20 protein-coding genes are annotated in these 17,391 nt (G+C 73.9%); 2 read left to right on the top strand and 18 right to left on the bottom strand.

What is annotated here, in order from left to right:
- Window positions 1-3: 3 nt before the first annotated feature.
- From K7854_RS27275 to K7854_RS27360, 18 genes are all read right to left on the bottom strand, one after another.
- The gene (locus tag K7854_RS27275) at window positions 4-1,896 is read right to left on the bottom strand and encodes a DUF2264 domain-containing protein (RefSeq protein WP_226029198.1); all 1,893 of its coding nucleotides are present in this window, start codon (window positions 1,894-1,896) and stop codon (window positions 4-6) included.
- Window positions 1,893-2,924, bottom strand: a complete 1,032-nt coding sequence (locus K7854_RS27280) for a hydroxyacid dehydrogenase (protein WP_226029199.1) — start codon at window positions 2,922-2,924, stop codon at window positions 1,893-1,895. Before K7854_RS27280 ends, K7854_RS27275 begins: the two co-directional genes overlap by 4 nt.
- Complete coding sequence (locus K7854_RS27285) at window positions 2,921-3,784, bottom strand: carbohydrate ABC transporter permease (protein WP_226029200.1); 864 nt, start codon at window positions 3,782-3,784, stop codon at window positions 2,921-2,923. Before K7854_RS27285 ends, K7854_RS27280 begins: the two co-directional genes overlap by 4 nt.
- Window positions 3,781-4,767 (bottom strand): carbohydrate ABC transporter permease, encoded by a 987-nt coding sequence (locus K7854_RS27290; RefSeq protein ID WP_226029201.1) that lies wholly within the window; start codon window positions 4,765-4,767, stop codon window positions 3,781-3,783. Before K7854_RS27290 ends, K7854_RS27285 begins: the two co-directional genes overlap by 4 nt.
- A 26-nt stretch (window positions 4,768-4,793) precedes the next feature.
- Entirely contained in the window at window positions 4,794-6,125 is a 1,332-nt protein-coding gene (locus K7854_RS27295; RefSeq protein WP_226029202.1) for an ABC transporter substrate-binding protein, read from the bottom strand.
- Between the two features lie 125 nt (window positions 6,126-6,250).
- Window positions 6,251-7,357, bottom strand: a complete 1,107-nt coding sequence (locus tag K7854_RS27300) for a substrate-binding domain-containing protein (protein WP_226029203.1) — start codon at window positions 7,355-7,357, stop codon at window positions 6,251-6,253.
- A 111-nt stretch (window positions 7,358-7,468) separates the two neighbouring features.
- Window positions 7,469-7,771 carry a gas vesicle protein K gene (locus K7854_RS27305; protein WP_226029204.1) on the bottom strand — a complete coding sequence of 101 codons (303 nt, stop codon included), beginning with the start codon at window positions 7,769-7,771 and terminating at the stop codon, window positions 7,469-7,471.
- Window positions 7,768-8,016 (bottom strand): gas vesicle protein, encoded by a 249-nt coding sequence (locus K7854_RS27310; RefSeq protein ID WP_226029205.1) that lies wholly within the window; start codon window positions 8,014-8,016, stop codon window positions 7,768-7,770. The genes K7854_RS27305 and K7854_RS27310 overlap by 4 nt, the downstream gene beginning before the upstream one ends.
- Window positions 8,013-8,864 carry a GvpL/GvpF family gas vesicle protein gene (locus tag K7854_RS27315; protein ID WP_226029206.1) on the bottom strand — a complete coding sequence of 284 codons (852 nt, stop codon included), beginning with the start codon at window positions 8,862-8,864 and terminating at the stop codon, window positions 8,013-8,015. Before K7854_RS27315 ends, K7854_RS27310 begins: the two co-directional genes overlap by 4 nt.
- A complete protein-coding gene (locus K7854_RS27320) occupies window positions 8,861-9,205 on the bottom strand; it encodes a gas vesicle protein (RefSeq protein WP_226029207.1) in 345 nt (114 codons plus the stop codon). The genes K7854_RS27315 and K7854_RS27320 overlap by 4 nt, the downstream gene beginning before the upstream one ends.
- Window positions 9,206-9,226: 21 nt before the next feature.
- Window positions 9,227-10,147, bottom strand: coding sequence for an SRPBCC family protein (locus K7854_RS27325; RefSeq protein WP_226029208.1), 921 nt, complete (start codon window positions 10,145-10,147; stop codon window positions 9,227-9,229).
- Window positions 10,144-10,740 (bottom strand): hypothetical protein, encoded by a 597-nt coding sequence (locus tag K7854_RS27330; protein WP_226029209.1) that lies wholly within the window; start codon window positions 10,738-10,740, stop codon window positions 10,144-10,146. Before K7854_RS27330 ends, K7854_RS27325 begins: the two co-directional genes overlap by 4 nt.
- Window positions 10,737-11,015: a gas vesicle protein GvpG gene (locus K7854_RS27335; RefSeq protein WP_226029210.1), complete on the bottom strand. Its 279-nt coding sequence runs from the start codon at window positions 11,013-11,015 to the stop codon at window positions 10,737-10,739. The genes K7854_RS27330 and K7854_RS27335 overlap by 4 nt, the downstream gene beginning before the upstream one ends.
- A gap of 4 nt (window positions 11,016-11,019) precedes the next feature.
- The gene (locus K7854_RS27340) at window positions 11,020-11,805 is read right to left on the bottom strand and encodes a GvpL/GvpF family gas vesicle protein (protein WP_226029211.1); all 786 of its coding nucleotides are present in this window, start codon (window positions 11,803-11,805) and stop codon (window positions 11,020-11,022) included.
- Window positions 11,802-12,329 carry a gas vesicle protein GvpJ gene (gvpJ, locus tag K7854_RS27345; RefSeq protein WP_226029212.1) on the bottom strand — a complete coding sequence of 176 codons (528 nt, stop codon included), beginning with the start codon at window positions 12,327-12,329 and terminating at the stop codon, window positions 11,802-11,804. The genes K7854_RS27340 and gvpJ overlap by 4 nt, the downstream gene beginning before the upstream one ends.
- Window positions 12,330-12,366: 37 nt before the next feature.
- Window positions 12,367-12,684 carry a gas vesicle protein GvpO gene (locus K7854_RS27350; RefSeq protein ID WP_226029213.1) on the bottom strand — a complete coding sequence of 106 codons (318 nt, stop codon included), beginning with the start codon at window positions 12,682-12,684 and terminating at the stop codon, window positions 12,367-12,369.
- Window positions 12,685-12,725: 41 nt separating this feature from the next.
- Complete coding sequence (locus K7854_RS27355) at window positions 12,726-13,418, bottom strand: class I SAM-dependent methyltransferase (RefSeq protein WP_226029214.1); 693 nt, start codon at window positions 13,416-13,418, stop codon at window positions 12,726-12,728.
- Window positions 13,419-13,555: 137 nt separating this feature from the next.
- Entirely contained in the window at window positions 13,556-14,140 is a 585-nt protein-coding gene (locus K7854_RS27360; RefSeq protein ID WP_226029215.1) for a TetR/AcrR family transcriptional regulator, read from the bottom strand.
- Window positions 14,141-14,258: 118 nt separating this feature from the next.
- On the opposite strand from K7854_RS27360, the gene K7854_RS27365 reads away from it, so the two are divergent.
- On the top strand, window positions 14,259-15,272 hold the full coding sequence (locus tag K7854_RS27365; protein WP_226029216.1) for a zinc-binding dehydrogenase: 1,014 nt from the start codon (window positions 14,259-14,261) through the stop codon (window positions 15,270-15,272).
- A gap of 206 nt (window positions 15,273-15,478) precedes the next feature.
- Window positions 15,479-17,391 (top strand): DUF1996 domain-containing protein (locus K7854_RS27370; protein WP_226029218.1); only part of this gene is annotated, 1,913 nt, incomplete at its 3' end.

Below are 17,391 nucleotides of genomic sequence, written 5' to 3' on the forward strand. Positions count from 1 at the left end.
AACCTAACCCTCCGTGTGCGTCACGCCCGCCGGCTCGAACGACACCCGGGTGCGGGCGCCGTCGGCCCAGACCACCTCCACGCCGTCCGCCCCGGGCACCACCTCGGCGACCGCGTCGGCCGCCGGGACGCTCACCGGTTCACCGGTCAGCGCGGCCAGCGCGACGTGCAGCGAGGTGCCGCCCGCCGGGCCGGACAGCCGGGGCAGCTCCGCCCACGGCACGTACGCGGTGCCCTGCGGGGCGCGCACGGTCTCCGCCTCGCGCTCCCAGCCGTAGAGGCCGTGCAGCGCGGAGACCAGGGGCTCCTCGGGACCGGTGGCCCAGCCGGTGTGGGTGACCCGCGCCCCGGCCGGCGCCCCGACCACCCGGTGCACCCGCAGCTCGTACGGCCCCCGCGCCACCGTCACGCTCTCCACCCGCAGTCCCGGCACCATCGGAGCCCCGGCCACGAAGACGGGCCGGTGCCAGGAGGCCGCCCAGCCCCAGCCGTCGCCGTGCCCCGCCCCCAGCGGGTGGACGCGGCGCCGCACACTGGATCGGCCGCCGACCTCGACGGACAGGTGGTTGTCCGCCACGTTCTCCCGGGCCGTGGGACCCGTCCGGGTCGAATAGGCCTGCCGGCCGTAGTGCGGGTCGTCCTCGGCGGCCGACTCGCCCTCGTGCGGCCGGACATGGTCGCTGCCGTGGTTGTGCAGCCGTACGATCCCGTCGCCGCGGGTCGCCTGCAGCAGCAGTCCGGGCGCGGGCAGGGCCAGGACGCGGTCGGCCTCCTCCACCGGCGCGGGCTGCTCCGGCGCCGTCCACAGCGGATGGTCCGCCGGGGCCAGCAGCGACACGAACGCCTTCGACGCCCAGTACGGGGAGGCCGGGCCGGAGTACAGCTGCAGCGTCGCCTCGTGCGGCCCGTGCCAGCCCAGGCTCAGCACCCCCTCGTCCGTCAGCGCCCCGCGGTCCACGAAGTAGCGCAGACTTCCGCTGACCAGCCGCCGCGAGGCGCCCGGCGGCAGCGGGGTGTGTCCGGTCAGCGCGCCCAGGCCCACGGCCGCCGACGCGGCGAAACGGTAGGTGAGCGAGCGGCCGAAGTGCAGCGGCGCCCCGTCCGCGCCGAACATCAGCGCGAAGCCGTCGAGGTGGGCGCGCAGCCGCTCCCCGTACCGGGCGAGGGCGTCGGTGTCGCCGCCCAGGTGCGCGTCGAGCACCGGGTAGAGGTGCAGTGCCCAGCCGTTGTAGTGGTCGAAGGCGCGGCCGTCGCCGTCGGCGTACCAGCCTTCGCCCCGGTACCAGCCCTCCAACAGCTCCAGCGCCCGCTCCCGGGCCGCGGCCGTCTCCGCGTCGCCGCGGCCGACCGACTCCAGGAACCCGGCGACCGTGTACGGGAACAGGTACCAGTTGTTGGGCGCCGGAACGTGCCGCAGCGCCCCGCGCAGCCACTCCTCCACCCGGTCCTGGACCCCGGAGTCGAGGTGCTTCCAGAGCCAGGGCGCGGTCAGCCGCAGCCCGAGCGCCACCGAGGCCGACTCGACCATGGGCTGGCCCTGCACGTCGTGGTCGAGGATCAGCGGCCAGGACTCGGTGTCCGCGCGGCCGGGCGTGCGGGTGCCCGACGCGAGGCCCTCGGCATAGCGGTCCAGCCAGCCGTGCGGGTCCGCGCCGTCCGCACCCGCGACGCGGAAGCCCGCCGCGAGGAAGGTCCGCGCGAAGCCCTCCAGGCCGTCGGAGCGCACCCCCGAGCGCGAGGGCCGGCCCGGCAGGTCGAGCAGGGCGCGGCCCGGGGTGCTCCACCGCCACGCGGCCCACAGCAGCCCGTCCGCGACGGCCTCCCAGTGGGCCCGGGTGTATCCGGTGTACGGGCTCGACGCACGGTCCTCGGTGGGCAGTTCGAACGGGATGCTCATGCCAGGAACGCCAGCCTTTCGCGTCGTACGGGATGGAGGAAGCCGGAACCGGACGCCCAGCGGGTCGTCTCGGCGAGGGCGAGGTCGGCCAGCCGGCGCCACTCGTTGCCCTCGGAACCGGCGAGGTGCGGGGTGATCAGCGCGTGCTCGCAGTCCCACAGCGGGTGGTCCGGCGGCAGCACCTCGGGGTCGGTGACGTCCAGCACCGCCCGGATCCGGCCCGCCGTCACGGCGTCGGTGAGCGCCTCCTGGTCGACCACCGCCCCGCGGGAGGTGTTGATCAGCACCGCGTCGGCGGGCATCGCCTCGATCAGCGGCCGGCTCACCAGGCCGCGGGTGGTGGGCAGCAGCGGGGTGTGCACGCTGACGGTGTCGCAGCGCGCGAACAGCTCGGGCAGCCCCACGTTCGCCACGCCCAGTGCGGCGGCCTCCGCGTCGCTCACGTACGGGTCGTGCAGCAGGACCTCCACGTCGTGCGGCCGCAGCAGCTCGACGACCCGGCGGCCGATCAGCGAGGCCGACAGGATCCCCACCGTGCGGCGGTAGTTGCCGACGCCGCGCGGGGTGCGCAGCCAGTTGCCGCGGGTCCGGCTCACCCGGAAGTCCCGGGCCCGCTCCAGCACCCGCTTGCCGCTCAGCAGGATCATGCCCAGGGTGTACTCGGCCACCGGCAGTGCGTTGGCCGCGGCGGCCGAGGAGACCTCGACGCCCCGCTCCCAGCACGCGTCGGTGACGTGCCCGCGGACACTGCCCGCCGTGTGCACCACGGCCCGCAGCCGCGGCGCCGCCCGCAGCGCCTCCGCGTCCAGCGGCGGACAGCCCCACCCGGTGATCAGCAGCTCCACGTCCGCCAGTACGGACCGGGCGCGCGGCGTGGACAGGTCGTCGAGCACCGGGAACGGCGCGAGGTCGCAGACCCGGCGGAAGGCGGCGAGGGACTCGGGGTCGAGGACGGCCGAGGCGGCGTCCGGGGACATGGCCACGGCGGCACGGGGCCGGTGGCCGGGTCCGGGGTGGTGCACGGTCACTTGACGGCTCCGGCGGTCAGGCCGCTGCGCCAGAATCGCTGGAGCAGCACGAAGGCGAGGATGAGCGGCAGTACGGCGAGCAGCGAACCCATGATGACCACGGGGTAGTACTCGGGCGACACGGACGCCGAACTGTTCCACTGGTACAGGCCCAGACTGACGGGATACAGGTCCTGGTCGGACAGCATCACCATGGGCAGGAAGAAGTTGTTCCAGATCGCGGTCAGCTGGAAGAGGAAGACGGTGATCAGACCGGGTCCGAGCATCCTGAGCGCCACCCGCGCGTACGTGGTCAGCTCACCGGCCCCGTCCACGCGCGCCGCCTCCAGCACCTCGTCGGGCACGTAGCCCCGCGCGAAGATCCGGCCGAGGTAGACCCCGAAGGGATTGAACAGCACCGGGATGAACACCGCCCAGAAGGTGTTGACCAGGCCGGCCTCGGAGGCCATCAGGTACAGCGGCAGCGCCAGCACCGTCTGCGGCACCATGACCGCCGCGAGGACCAGTCCGAACAGCTTCTCCTTGTGCCGGAAGCGGTACTTGTCGAAGGCGTAGCCGCAGGCCACGCTCACCAGCGCGCCGACGGCGGCACCGAGGACCGCGTACAGCAGGCTGTTGACGTACCAGCGGCCGTACAGCCCGCCGTCCATGGCGAAGACGTCCTCGAGGTTCTGCAGCAGGGAGAAGTCGCTCAGGGACAGCAGGTCGCTGCTGAACAGCGCGTCGCGGTTCTTGGTCGAGGCCAGCACCAGCCACAGCACCGGCAGCAGGGTGTACAGGACGGAGACGGCGACGACCACGTTGACGGTCGCCCGACCCAGCAGTCTCGGGCGGAGCAGGGAGCTGTCGGCGGCGCTCATCGGGCCTCCTCGGAGTCGGCACGGCTGGTGAAGCGGGTGACGCCGTAGGACAGGGCGATGGTGCACACCAGCAGGACCACCGAGGCCGCCGCGGCGAGGCTGTAGTTGTTGCGGGTGAAGGCGGCGTCGTAGATGTACATGCTGGGCGAGAACCGCGAGTTGATCATCGGGGAGGACTGGCTGAGCAGCATCGGCTCGGTGAACAGCTGGAGCGCCCAGATCAGGGTGAAGATCGAGACCATCACGATGGAGGCCCGCACCAGCGGCGTCTTGACCTGGAGCGCCGTGCGCACCGGCCCGGCCCCGTCGACGACGGACGCCTCGATCACCTCGCGGGGCACGGCCTGCAGGGCGGCGTAGAACACCACCATGTTGTAGCCGAGGTTGCTCCACAGGGCGATGTTCACGATGGACGGGAGCACCGTGTGCACGCCCAGGAAGTCGATCGTGATGTCGCCCTTGGCGAACAGCTCGATCACCGGACTGATGCCGGGCGTGTACAGATACAGCCAGATCAGCGCGGCGATGATGCCGGGCACCGCGTGCGGCAGGAAGAGGCCGAGCTGGGCGAAGGCGCGCAGCCGCACCACGCCGGAGTCGAGGAGTAGGGCGAGCGCCAGTGCGCCGACGACCATGAGCGGGATGTAGATCAGGCAGTACAGGGCGACCGTGCCGAGACCGCCGAGGAAGGTGGGGTCGGTCAGGACGGCCGCGTAGGAGCGCAGTCCGACGAAGACCGTGCGTTCGGGTCCGAAGCCGAGGCCCGGCTGGTCGTCGCTGAAGAAGCTGAGGTAGACGGCGGTGCCGACGGGGATCAGGAAGACGGTCACGAGCAGGGCGAAGAACGGCGTCATGAGGACGCCGGCGGCGGTCAGCTGACGGCGCCTGGCCGCTCTGCGGGCGCGCAGACCCGAGGCGGAGGGTGTCGGGGCGGCGGCGCGGGCGGCGCCGGCCGGTACCCGTGAGTGGGTGGTCGTGGTCATGGGTGTGTCACCTGCCTTTCGTCGGCTCAGGTGCTGTGCTGGGTGGTGGACAGGCCGAGCGCCTTGAGGTCGGGCATGGTGCCCTCCTGGGCGGTGCGCAGCGACTCGACGAGACTGCCCTGGCCGCCGCTGACCCGGGCGAAGGAGTCCTGCATGACCTTCTGGGTGGCGCTCATCCGCGGGCCCCAGAGCCACTGGTCGCCGATCTTCTCGGCCTCCTGCTCGAACAGGCTGTAGATGTCCTGGCCGCCGTAGTACGAGCGGTCGAAGGCGTCGCGGCCCACGGAGACCAGTCCCGGCGCCGCCGGGTACTGGCTGCTGGTGCCGCTGGAGAGCCGGGCCCGCAGGGAGTCGGGGTGGGAGACCTGCCACTCGATGAACTCCATCGCGGCCTCCGGGTGCCTGCTGTCCTCGGTGATCGCGAAGGTGGAGCCGCCGTGGGTGCCGGTCGCGGGGCTCGCGGTGTCCCACTGCGGCAGCGGCGCGATCCGCCACTGGCCCTTCTGCCCGGGGCGCGCGTTCATCTGGGCGCCGGCGTCCCAGGCGCCGGTGAGCCGGGTGAGCACCAGTCCGTTGCCGATCTGCGCGTCGGACTGCCTGCTCTCGACGGCGTTCATGAAGACGTCGTCCCGGTCGATCAGCCGCTGCCAGTACGCGGCGACCCGCCGCGAAGGCGCGTCGGCGAGGGAGACGTTCCAGGCGCCCTTGGAGGTGTCGAACCACTGGGCCCCCGCCTGCCAGGCGTAGCAGGCGAACTGGGTCATCCCGTCGGTGGGGAAGAGCACCAGCCGGCGGTCGGGCGCCTTGCGACGCACCGTGGCCGCCTGCTCGGCGAACTCGTCCCAGGTACGGGCGACCTGAAGCCCGTACTCGTCGAACAGGTCGGCGCGGTAGTGCATCACCATCGGTTCGACGTCCAGCGGCACGGCGAACACCCGGCGTTCGAAGGTGGTCAGGCCGAGCGCCTGCGGCAGCAGCTTGCGGCGCAGGCCGTCGCTCATCAGGTCGGTGATGTCGCGGGCGACGCCGTCGATGGCGAACCCCGGGACCTGCGGATACTCCAGGGTGGCGACATCGGGCGCGTTCCCGGCCCGGGCGGCGTTGCTGAGCTTGGCGTAGCCGCCCTGGCCGCCGGAGGGGATCTGCTGGAACTCCACCTGGATGTTGCGGTGCGTGCGGTTGAACGCGTCGACCACTTCCTGGCTGCCGCGCAGGGCGGACCAGAAGGTGATGCGGGTGGTGGTGCCCGTGCGGGCCGACGATGCGCCGCTCCCCCCGCTGCAGGCGCTCGCGGCTCCTGTCAGGGGTAGGGCGGTCATCGCGGCGAGCACGGAGCGACGGCTGGGTCGTCCGGGCATGGCGCCTCCGCGGCTCCTGCGGGTCCGCTTCGGTGCGGACACGACTCATCGAGACACCGGAATCCTGAACGCCCCGCCTCAAACGGTCAATAGATCGATCAGAAGAAAATGAAACGCTCAAACGCTCATTGAGTGAGCGGTTCGAGCAACCGGTCCGTCGAACCCCGCACCATCAGCCGCGGCAGCAGCTCGACCCGCCGCCCCGGCTGCCGGTCGCCGGGCGCCTCGGCCAGGCGCTGGAGCAGCAGCTCCGCCGCCGCGTGCCCGACCTCGGCCTTCGGCGGCGACACGGCCGTCAGCGGGGGCGAGGCCAGACCGGCCACCACGTCGTCGTACGCGACCACCGAGCAGTCCTCCGGAACGCGCACCCCCTCCTCCGCGAGCCGCTGGACCACCATCAGCGCGTCCACGTCGCCGTGCAGCACCATCGCGGTCGCTCCCACCTCGCGCATCAGCGCGGGCAGTCCGGCGCTCTCGGCCGCGGAGTACGGCCCGTCGACCCCGGCCTCCGGCGCGACCAGCGTCCACGCCCACCGCTCCACCAGGGGGTGCGCGGCGGCGATCTCGGTGAACGCGGCCCGCAGCGAACGGGCGGTGGGGCTGTCGTGCCGGGTGGCGAACACCATGCGCCGGTGACCCAGTCCCGTCAGGTGGTCCACCGCCAGGTGGGCGCCGTACCAGTGGTCCGAGCACACCGAGTCCAGGGCGTGCAACGCGCTGCCGCGCCACGGGCGGCGCTCCATCAGCACCGTCGGCACCCCGACGCCGGCCAGCCACTCGTGGTCGGCCTCCTCGTCGGCCCGGCCGCGCCACCGCGGCGCGATCAGCAGCCCGTCCGCGCCGTCCGCCAGCGCCCGCTCCACCAGCGGGCGTTCGGCACCGGACGCCTGCGGCGCGAGGTGCAGGGCCATGCGCACCCCCGCCCGCTCCAGGACCGTACGGGCCCCGTGCAGCGTCTCGGTCAGGTACGAGTGCCGCACGGGAACCACCACGGCCACCCGGTCCCCGGCCGCCGGAACCGCGTCGGCCGAAGTCTCCCGGGCCGGCAGCGTCGACCGCACCACCCCGTGCCCGCGGCTCAGCCGGCCCTCGCGCGTCAGCTCCTCGACGTCGCGGCGCACGGTGACCACCGAGACCTGCAACTCGTCGGCGAGGTCGCGCACCCGCGCGGTACCGCGCGCCTGGACCGCCGCCAGTATCCGCTGGCGCCTGAGATCGACCGGCTCCCGCATCAGGCCTCCCCACCCGTGAATGTTCGTTTGAGCGATTCCGCGCCATCATAACGATCGCTCGTGCCGGGTGCCGGGGCCTTTCCCCACGGCCGGGCGCCGCACGTCCGGGGCCTACGGCTCCGGGTCGGCCAGCAGCGGTCCCAGCGGGCCCAGGTCGAGGTTCAGGTCGGAGCGGCTGAGTCCGTGCTGGGCGCACAGGTCGTCCATCCGCTCGTCGAGCAGCATCAGCGCCGTGCCGAGCCGGTCCTCCTGCTCCGCGCTCAGCGTCCCCTCGTCGAAGCGGCGCACGGCCTGGCGCTCCATGAGCTGGCGCAGCAGCTCCACCACGGTCAGCACCAGCGCGGCCAGGTCGTTCGTGACCCGCTCCGGATCCAGGTCGAGGGCGTGGGCGGCACGGCCCCGGGGCGCGGTCACAGCGGTCCGCTGTCCGGCCAGGGAGCGGGCACCCGCTCGTTCACCGACGACAGCAGCGCGTGCAGGGAGATCCGCACCAGCGGCACGTCCGCGATCGCCAGGACCAGGTCGCCGCTGACCACGACACCGGTCGCCAGCACCCGGTCCAGCAGGTCGACCAGGGGCACCCCGACCGGTGCGTACGGCTCCGGGCCGTCCCAGGGCACGGGAGCCGGGCCCGGCGTACGGGCGTCCGGGACGGTCATGAGAGGGCCTCCTGGCCGGGGCCGGCATGCGGGTCCTCGTCCCAGCGGGCGAAGGAGTACGGGATCCACGGGCCCGAGGCCTCCACCCGCACAGCGGGGTGCGGCGCGCCGGCGGTCAACCGGGCCAGGGCCGCGGTGAAGTCGGCGCGCCGGGCGTCCTCCACCAGGTAGGCGGCGTTCAGCAGCTGCGGGGTCCGGTGGCCCGTCAGCCGCTCGCTCTGCGGGCGGTGCCGCGTCGCGGCGACCGCGTGGCGGCGCAGTGCCGTGTCGACGGCCTCCGCCTCGGCCAGCGCCTGCCCGCGTGCCCCGCGCTGCTCGCGCCGCCGCGCGCTGACCCGGCTGAGGTAGGCCCGTCCCCCGTCGCAGGAGCCGGTGGGAGCGCCGGCGCCGTCGTCCCCGGGGGCCTCGGGCGCGGTTCCGGCGGCGTGCACCTTCACGGCCCACTCCGTACGGTCGCGCAGCCGGTCGAGCAGCGTCTCCAGCACGGGCCGGCGGGCGGCCACCGCCCGGGCCGCGGTCAGGTCGCCCCGGTACAGCGTCGCCATCGGCAGCGGCACGACGGGGCCCCGCCCGGCAGCGGCCTCGACGCCCCGGTGGTGGGCGCGGGCACAGCGTTCCAGGTCAGCGGGCCGGTTGAGCCGCTCGGTCAGCGCCTCCTCGTCGAACAGGGCCGCCGGGACGTCCTGCACGATCAGGCACAGGCCGCCGTCCGCACGCAGGACGCGCAGCGGACCGCCCTCCTCGTGCCCCCTGACCGCCGCCAGACCGGCCGGGTCGGGCGGGGTGCGGGTGACGGCGAAGGCGCACACGATGCCGGGTGCCGCCGGTCCGGCGGCGGACGCGCTCATCGCACCGCTCCCGTCGTCTCCCCGGCGGCGCCCTCCAGAGCGTCGAGGCGCTCCCGCAGCCGAGCGTTCTCCTCGGCGAGCGCGTCCCGCGCGGCCCGGGAGGACAGCGCGGGGTCCGTCTCCCACCAGTCGATGCCCGCCTTCTTCGCGGTGTCCACGGAGGCGATGAACAACCGCAGCCGGATCGTCAGCAGTTCGATGTCGAGGAGGTCGATCTTGATGTCGCCGGCGATGACGATGCCCTTGTCCAGGACGCGTTCGAGGAGGTCGGCGAGGCTGCCGGAGGGCGGCCCGTAGGGCTCCGTACCCGGGCCCGGGTAGCGGTGTTCGAGGTCGGTCACCGCCGGCTCCCCGCGGCGGCGTCAGCGACGCGGGCGGGCACGCTCGTCGTCCTCGTCCTCGTCCTCGTCCTCGTCGTCGCCGTCGTCCTCGTCGTACTGGTCGCCCTCATAGGGCTCCTCCTCGTCGTCGTACTCACCTTCCTCGTCGTCCCCGTACCGGTCCCCGTACTCGTCCTCGTCGTCCCCGGTGTCGTCGGCGTCGGCCTCCTCCTCGTCCAGCGCCTCCTCGTGGCTCCTGACGACCTCGCCGTCGCGGATCTCGCCGCGCCAGCCCTCGATCTCCTCGGCGTCCGCCAGGGTCACGTGCCGCGCGAAGTGCTTCAGGTCCAGCCGCAGTCGGCGTCCCTGGGCACGCCAGAGATTGCCGGTCTTCTCGAAGAAGCCCGCCGGGTAGTACTCGACGACCACGACGACCCGGGTCAGCCGGGGCGCCAGGGCGTGGAAGGTGACGACTCCGTTGGCACTGCCCTTGGCGCCTTCGGAGGTCCAGGCGATCCGCTGGTCGGGGACCTGCTCCTGGACGGTCGCCTTCCAGCTGCGGCTCGAGAAGGCGATCTTGGCGGTCCAGTCCGAGGTGACCTCGTCGTGGGGGCTCACGCTCTGCACGCCCTTGGTGAAGCCGCTGAAGTCCTGGAGCTGCGTCCACTGGTCGTAGACGGTGCGCAGCGGGACGCCGATGTCGACGGTCTCCATGATGTGCGTCGCCTTGACGCTGCCGCCGCCGCTGCCGCCGCTTGCCGAACCGCCGCCGCCCTTCGAACCGCCGCCACCCTGCGAGGCAGCGCCGTCGGCGGACTCGGTCAGGCGGTCCGTCAGGGACCCGATCCGTTCCCCCGCCCTGCCGACGAGGCCCTGCCCCGCGGCGGAGAGGTAGCCGCCCAGGGCGTCCTTGAGGTCGCCGAGGGGCGACGGGCCGCCGCCGCCCTGCCGGTCGGGGGTCATGCGCGCCCACCTCCGCGCCTGCCGCCGGGACCCGGCGCACGTTTCGCCGGTACGGTCTTCTTCGCGGCCGCCTTCTTCGCCGTCTTCCGCGCTGGAGACGCGGCTTTGCGCGGCGCGGCCTTGCGTGGCGCGGCCTTCTTCGCCGTCTTCCGGGGTGGCGCGGGCCGCCGGTCCTCCTCCCGGTCCTCCTCGTCGAAGAAGGCCTCCTCGTCCGGAGCGCCCTCGTCCCAGGAGCCGTCGCGGTCGTCGCGGCCGTCGCCGCCGTCGTCCCGTCCGTCCGCGCCGGTGAGCGCGTCGGTACGCTCGCGGAGTCCGTCCGCCAGACCGGTGAGCCGGCGGTTCGCCGCGGCGGTGACGGCCGCGCGGGTGGCGGTCAGCAGCTCGCCGCGGACCTGGTCGCTCAACTCCTGGAACCCAGGCGCCCGTTGCAGACCGCCCAGCCCCTGCCCCAGCACCTGGCCGGGGGAGAGGCCGACGCGTCGGCCCACCAGATAGGAGCCGACCGCGAAGGCCAGCTTGGCCTTCTTCGTGCGCCCGAGGAGGTACCCGCCCGCCACGGCGGCCGCCATGGCCGTCCTGCTGCTGTCGTTCATACGTGTCGTCTCCGCGCTGGACTCGTCGTGGTCGTGGGGCCGGTGGGCCGGCCCCGGCGTTCGAGGAGGGTGAGCAGACGCTCCTCCTCCCGTTCGAAGGCCGCCTCGTCGATTGCGCCCTCGTCCAGGGCCCGGTTGAGCGCGGCCAGCCGCGCCTGCACGGCGCGTGGGTCGTGCGCCTGGCGCCGGGCCTCCTGGAGCAGGTGGTCGGCGATCCATGCCGTGCCGCGCACCGGCGCGAGGGGCAGCAGGAGGAGACCGCTCACGATGCCCACGCGGTCACCGGCCGGCCGGCGTCGCCGGGTGCGGGTCGACGAAGCTGTAGCAGGGCAGCGGCCCGGTCACGGCGAGGGCCAGCCGGTCCCCGCAGGCCCGGGCCCGGGCCGCCACCGCCTCCCGGAACCGCGCCTCGTCGGCCGAGCGCAGCAGGAACGACACGTTGAGCACCTGCTCGTCGTCGGTCGCGCCCCGGACCGTACGCACGGCGAGCGGGGCCAGTTCGTCGACGACCTCCCGGGCCGTGCGGCGCGCCTCCCGGCGCACACCGAGCGCGATCGCCTCGCCCAGCCGGACGTTGGCCTCGTAGTCCGGCCGGCGCCGGGTCCGCAGGGCCAGGCTCCGCAGCTTGTCGTCCCGGCGTACCAGATCGGCGAAGTGGCCGGGCACCACCGTCCCCTTGACGTTGAGTTCCACGCACCCGCGTACGCCGTCGAGCTGTTCGGCCAGGTGAGCGGCGTCCGAGCGGAGCTGGGCGAGAAGGGTGTCGGACCGCGGGCTGAGGACCGCGAACCGCATGGGCAGCACCGGCCCCTGCGCCGCCAGCTCGTCCAGGACGGCCTGGTGGGCCAGCAGGTCACGGCGCCGGGGCCGCAGCCGCGGGGGCGCCTCGGACACCGCGGCGCACAGTCCGGACTCGGTCAGCAGCCGCACCGGGGCGCCGTCGACGCCCGAGGAGCGGGGGGTGCGGACCCCGGCGGGGGCGATGCCGTAGACGTACAGGGCATTGAGGGCGGGCGCCGGTGCGTCGGCGCCGACGGCGGTGCCGGTGGTGGCGGGCGCGGTCATCGGTCCTCCTCCTCGGTGCGCCGGCGGGAGCGGGAACGGGGGCGGTCGTCCTCGTCGCGGGGGCGTGCGGCGGACCGGCCGCGGGGCCGCTCCGCGCTCCTGCCGCGCACCGCGCGTTCGCGGGGACGGGCTTCGGCCTCGGCCTCGGCCTCCGCCTCCTCCTCGTGGTCGTGTTCGTGCTCGGGCGTGAGGACGTCGCGCACCTTGTCGGTCAGGGAGCGTGCCGTCCGCCGGGCGCCGGCCCTGCCCACGGTCTTGGCCACCGGGCTGCCGAACATCTCCGGCACGGTCTTGGACCGCACGTCGTGCTCCAGGTCCAGCCGGTTGCAGGCCTCGGCGAACCGCAGATAGGTGTCGACGCTCGCGACCACGATGCGTGCGTCCACCTTGAGGATCTCGATGCCGACCAGGGAGACGCGCACGAAGACGTCGATCACCATGCCGCGGTCGAGGATGAGTTCGAGGACGTCGTAGAGGGTTCCGGCGCGGGGCGCGCAGACGACCTCGTCGTCGTAGGTGATCATGCGGGGGTCCTTCCGGGTGCGGGCCTCGCGGGTCCGCTCACTGGTCCTGGGCACCACGCCGGTAGCGCGCGATCCTGCGGTACTGGACCAGGTCGCCGTCCGGGTCCAGCTCGACCTCGTAGGTGGCGAGCAGACTGGTGGTGTCGGGGATGCGCGCCACCTCCAGCACGTCCACGTTCACGATCCAGCCGCCGTCCTCGCTCCGGCACACCGCGGAGACCCCTTCGAGGTGGTGCCGGATCAGCTCGGACAGGGCGTCGGCGGCGTGCCGGGCGGCGTCCCGGGCGTCGCGCACGCCTCGCTCGCGCGTGGCCGTGGAGGTGGTGCGGCGCCGTCGCTCGCCAGGTTCTGTCATGTGCCCACTGTGACCGTGGGCCTCGCTCCCCGCGTGCGCAGTTACCCCATCCGGGGCTGCCCCGTGCGCCGGCAGTGCAGGAAGAGGTGCGGCTCCGGCCGGGCGTCCGGGTGGGCCGGGGTGAACATCGACGCCTCCTGCGCCAGCACCTCCAGGCCGGACTCCTCGGCCAGGGCGATCAGGTCCTGGGCGGGGAAGCTGGTCACGCGCACCGGCTGGCCCATGAAGGTGGCGTCCACGTCCTGCACGTCCAGCGGCACGGTGGCCAGGACCAGGTAACCTCCCGGCCGCAGCAACCGCACCAGGTGCCGTACGAGGTCCCGCTGCTCCTCCCGGTCCAGCTGGAGCAGCGAGAAGTACACGCAGACGGCGTCGAACGAGGCGTCCGCCAGTGGCACGTCGCGAATGTCGGCGCACCGGAACTCGGCGGTCGGCACCTGCCGCGCGGCCAGCTCCACCATGACCGGGGAGACGTCGACGCCCAGCACCTGGTGCCCGGCGTCCGCGAGGGTCTCGGCGGTGGGGCGGCCCGTGCCGCTGCCCACGTCCAGCACCCGGCTGCCCGGCGCGAGCCGCGCCAGCAGCCACTCCAGTGAGTGCCGGTGCGTCTTCGACCCGGCGAACGCCTTCTCGTACTCGGCGCCCAGCGCGTCGAACGCGGCGGCGGGCCGCGGGCGTTCCCGGTCGTCGGTCACGTGCGTTCCCTCCGGTGCGGTGAGCCGGTGCCCGGGCATCGTTCCACCGCGGGCGAGCCACCCACAAGGGGCCCTTCGGGGGACAGGGGCGGGGCGAGCGGACAGCCCCGCCCGGCGTGCCGGCGGTTCGGCGTCACCGTCCTGTCGCCTCCCGGTCCGGGCCGGGACCGCTCAGCTCACCGCGGGCGGGCCCCGTCCAGGGCCAGGTCCACCAGCTCCCGGACGAGGGCGTCGTCCAGCGGCGCCCCGCTGAGCAGTACCCGGACGAACAGCGGACCGCTGACCGCCTCGATCAGCAGGCCCGGATCGGTGTCCGCGGCCAGCTCGCCCCGCTCGACTCCCCGCCGGACCATCACCACCGCGCGGTCCAGCCGCTCGCTCCAGTACGGCCCGCGCCGGTCCTCCAGGGTGTCGTCCCGCTCGACGCTCAGCCGCAGCAGCGCCCCGCCCTGCGCGGTGGCGAGGAGCCGGGCCAGGGCGGAGAAGAACGCCAGCAGGTCGTCCCGGACCCGTCCGGTGTCCGGGACCGGCAGCGCGGCGTCCAGCTCCGTGGTCAGCGCGTCCAGGATCAGGTTCTCGCGGGTGCCCCACCGCCGGTACACGGAGGTCTCGTGCACCCCGGCCGCGCGGGCCACGGCGCCGACCGTCGCGCCCGCCAGCCCCTGGCTCGACAGCAGGTCCACCGCGGCCTGAAGCACGGCCCGCCGCATCCGCTCCCCGCGGCGGCGCAGGGGCGGGGCGACGGGTTCCGGTGAGGTCATCGGACCAGCTTAAAGCAAGTCGTCCTGCGTTGGGTGTACGGTTAACGCAAGTCGACCTGCGATGGACCGCTGGGGGCCGGGCCGCGCGGGGTCGCCACCGCACCGAGGAGGTCCTGTCATGGCGCAGATGCTCGCCGCCCGCCTGCACGTCCCGAGCCGCACCCTGCGACTCGAAGAGGTGCCCCGCCCGCAGCCCGGCCCGGGGGAGGTGCTGGTCAAGGTCGAGGCGGCCGGCGTCTGCCTGTCCGACGTGCACCTCATCGACGGCACCCTCACCCCGCTGCTCCTCCAGGGCGACACCGTCACCCTCGGCCACGAGGTCTCCGGCACCGTCGCCGAGACCGGGGCGGGCGTCACCGCCTGGTCGCCGGGGCAGCGGGTGGTGCTGCACGCGGGCGAGTCGCGGGACGGCGTGGTCTACACCCGCGGCGTCGACTACGACGGCGGCTGGGCCGAGTACGCCCTCAGTGCCGCCGACGCCATGACACCGCTGCCCGACAGCATCCCCTTCGAGCAGGGCGCGATCATCCCGGACGCGGTGTCCACGCCGTGGGGCGCGATCACCGAGAGCGGCGCGGTCCGGCCGGCCGAGGCGGTCGGCGTGTGGGGTGTCGGCGGTCTCGGCGTCCACGCCGTGCAGCTGCTCCGGGCCGTCGGCGCCTGCCCGGTCGTGGCCGTCGACCCGAGCCCCGTCGCCCGCGAACGCGCCCTGGCCGTGGGCGCCGACCTCGCCCTGGACTCCGCCGACCCCGAACTGCGCCGGACGGTGCGGGAGGTGACCGGCGGCCTCGGACTCGGCGCCGCCTTCGACTTCGCGGGCGTGCCGCCCGTGCGGGAGCAGGCCGTCTCCGTCCTCGCGCCCAAGGGGCGGCTGGTCCTGGTGGGCCTGACCGACAAGCCGCTCACCGTCACGGACGGGACCCGCTTCAGCTACCTCCAGCAGCGCATCGTCGGCCACTACGGCTCCGACATGCCGGTGGCCCTGCCGCAGCTCCTGCGCCTGATCGAGGGCGGACGGCTGGACTTCTCCGGTTCCGTCAGCGGGGTGCTGCCGCTCGCCGAGGCAGCCGAGGCGGTCGCCCGGCTGGAGAAGAAGGAGGGGAACCCGATCCGGCTGGTCCTGCGCCCGTGAGGTGAGGGAAGGCTGAGAATTCCAGCGCCGGTTGAACGCTCCGGCCCCCGGTTCCGTATGGAGCCGGGGGCATTTCACGTCCGAGTACGTACGAGTACGTCACGACACAGGAGCACGCCTTGGGACACAACAGGCGCAGACGCCCGACCGGGGCGCGGCGCGCGACCTTCGGAGCGGTCGCGCTGATACTGGGGGGCGGCGGCCTGGTGGCCGTCAACGTCTTCGCCTCCGCGACGGAGTCCGGCAACGCCGCCGTCCCCCTGGGCACGTCCGGAGTCGCGGCCACCGTCGACTGCCCCGACCTGACCGAACGGCTCACGGTCGTTCCCGAGCAGGCCAGGCCCGAGGTCGACGCCGAACTCGCCGACCTCGACGCGCAGATCGCCGCCGCCTACCGCCAGCTGCAGGCCGCCGCCCGCACCGCGGATGACGGCACCCTCGACGAGGGCGCGATCCTCGACCCGCTGAAGAAGGAGCGCGCGGCCACGATCGAACGCATCGCCGCCGCCGTCGACAAGGCCGGGGACCGCCCCGCGGGCCTGGACACCCTGGCCGAATGCACCCTGCGCCGCACCGAGGTCGCGTCGGCGGCCACGGAGAGCGGCAGCCCGGCCCCGCAGGGACAGAAGCAGGGGGAGGGCCAGGACCAAAGCCAGGACCAGGGGCAGAGTGAGGGGCAGGGGCAGGGGCAGCAGGACGGTACGGGTGAAGCGCCCGGTGACGGACAGCAGCAGCCCGGCAACGGCGGACAGGCGGGCAACGGCCCCGTGGCGGCGGACTACGCCGACATCGAGTCCGTCCAGCCCAACGTCGTGCGGGCGCCCAGGCAGAAGAAGGCCTCGACCGGTTCCTTCGCCACCAGCTGCGGCGTCAACGCCGAGGGCCTGTTCAACTCGGACAACCTGATCGCCGCCCCCGGTGTCGGCAACGGCGCCCACCACTTCCACGACTATGTCGGCAACCAGGCCAACGACGCCTTCGCGAGCGACGACGACCTGGCCGCCGCCGACACCAGCTGCGCCGACCAGGGCGACAAGTCCTCGTACTACTGGCCCGTGCTGCGCCTCCAGAACGGCACCGCCGAACAGGACGCCCAGTCGCCCGGCGGCGGCATCGAGGGCAACGCGGGCGAGATCGTCACGCCGGCCGAGGTCACCCTCACGTTCGAGGGCAATGAGCGCGGCAGGGTCACGGAGATGCCCCGGCTGCTGCGCATCATCACCGGCGACGCCAAGGCGTTCGTCAACGGCGACACCAACGCGAATGCCTCCTGGAGCTGCACCGGCTTCGAGGACCGGCAGCTGAAGGACAAGTACCCGCTCTGTCCCTCGGGCAGCGACGTGGTACGCACCTTCACCTTCCAGAGCTGCTGGGACGGCCGCAACATCGACAGCGCCAACCACCGGACCCACATGGCCTTCGCCGCCGCCGACGGCAGCTGCCCGGAGGGGTTCCGGGCCGTTCCGCGACTGGTGCAGCGGGTCGTCTACGACGTGGCCGCGCCCAGCCTGGAGGACGGGGGCAGGACCGTGCCGCTGTTCGCCGTGGACTCCTTCCCCGAGCAGTTGCACAAGCCGGTCACCGACCACAGCGACTTCATCAACGTCTTCGACGAGGACCTGATGCGCGAGATGGTCGAATGCATCAACTCCGGTCGCGAGTGCGGTCCGGACACACCCCCGGGATCCGAGCCGGGCCAGGGCGAGGAGCAGCCGGGCGACGGCGACGAGCAGCAGCCCGGTGACGACGGGGCGGCCACCGAACCCCCGGCCGAGCAGACCGCCACGGCCTCCGCACCGGCGGACACCGGCCAGGACGGTCAGAACGGCCAGGACAACCAGGGCCAGGACGACCAGGGTCAGAACGGCCAGGACGGTCAGGGCGGCCAGGACGAGCAGGAGGGCGGGCACGAGCAGGAGGGCGGGAACGAGCAGGCGCCCCCGGCCCCGGCCCGGGGTCAGGACGCCAACGCCTCCGCCGAGCCCAGGTCCGCCACGACACCGGCCGACACCCCGGACGACGTGAGCAGCCCCGTGGCCGCGCCCGAGGCGGCCACCAGCCGGGCCGCGCCCTCGGGGGCCAGGCGACGGGCCACCTCGGCGGGGGGCGGGCGGGCGGC

The organism is Streptomyces hyderabadensis (genome assembly GCF_020404845.1).
Taxonomy (GTDB): Bacteria; Actinomycetota; Actinomycetes; order Streptomycetales; family Streptomycetaceae; genus Streptomyces; species Streptomyces hyderabadensis.

Bases quoted from the DNA above. Each gene is read 5' to 3' on its own strand.
- K7854_RS27275 (WP_226029198.1), bottom strand. From the start codon at position 1,896: ATGAGCATCCCGTTCGAACTGCCCACCGAGGACCGTGCGTCGAGCCCG.
- K7854_RS27285 (WP_226029200.1), bottom strand. From the start codon at position 3,784: ATGAGCGCCGCCGACAGCTCCCTGCTCCGCCCGAGACTGCTGGGTCGG.
- K7854_RS27290 (WP_226029201.1), bottom strand. From the start codon at position 4,767: ATGACCACGACCACCCACTCACGGGTACCGGCCGGCGCCGCCCGCGCC.
- K7854_RS27295 (WP_226029202.1), bottom strand. From the start codon at position 6,125: ATGCCCGGACGACCCAGCCGTCGCTCCGTGCTCGCCGCGATGACCGCC.
- K7854_RS27300 (WP_226029203.1), bottom strand. From the start codon at position 7,357: ATGCGGGAGCCGGTCGATCTCAGGCGCCAGCGGATACTGGCGGCGGTC.
- K7854_RS27310 (WP_226029205.1), bottom strand. From the start codon at position 8,016: ATGACCGTCCCGGACGCCCGTACGCCGGGCCCGGCTCCCGTGCCCTGG.
- K7854_RS27315 (WP_226029206.1), bottom strand. From the start codon at position 8,864: ATGAGCGCGTCCGCCGCCGGACCGGCGGCACCCGGCATCGTGTGCGCC.
- K7854_RS27325 (WP_226029208.1), bottom strand. From the start codon at position 10,147: ATGACCCCCGACCGGCAGGGCGGCGGCGGCCCGTCGCCCCTCGGCGAC.
- K7854_RS27330 (WP_226029209.1), bottom strand. From the start codon at position 10,740: ATGAACGACAGCAGCAGGACGGCCATGGCGGCCGCCGTGGCGGGCGGG.
- K7854_RS27340 (WP_226029211.1), bottom strand. From the start codon at position 11,805: ATGACCGCGCCCGCCACCACCGGCACCGCCGTCGGCGCCGACGCACCG.
- gvpJ (WP_226029212.1), bottom strand. From the start codon at position 12,329: ATGATCACCTACGACGACGAGGTCGTCTGCGCGCCCCGCGCCGGAACC.
- K7854_RS27350 (WP_226029213.1), bottom strand. From the start codon at position 12,684: ATGACAGAACCTGGCGAGCGACGGCGCCGCACCACCTCCACGGCCACG.
- K7854_RS27355 (WP_226029214.1), bottom strand. From the start codon at position 13,418: ATGCCCGGGCACCGGCTCACCGCACCGGAGGGAACGCACGTGACCGAC.
- K7854_RS27360 (WP_226029215.1), bottom strand. From the start codon at position 14,140: ATGACCTCACCGGAACCCGTCGCCCCGCCCCTGCGCCGCCGCGGGGAG.
- K7854_RS27365 (WP_226029216.1), top strand. From the start codon at position 14,259: ATGGCGCAGATGCTCGCCGCCCGCCTGCACGTCCCGAGCCGCACCCTG.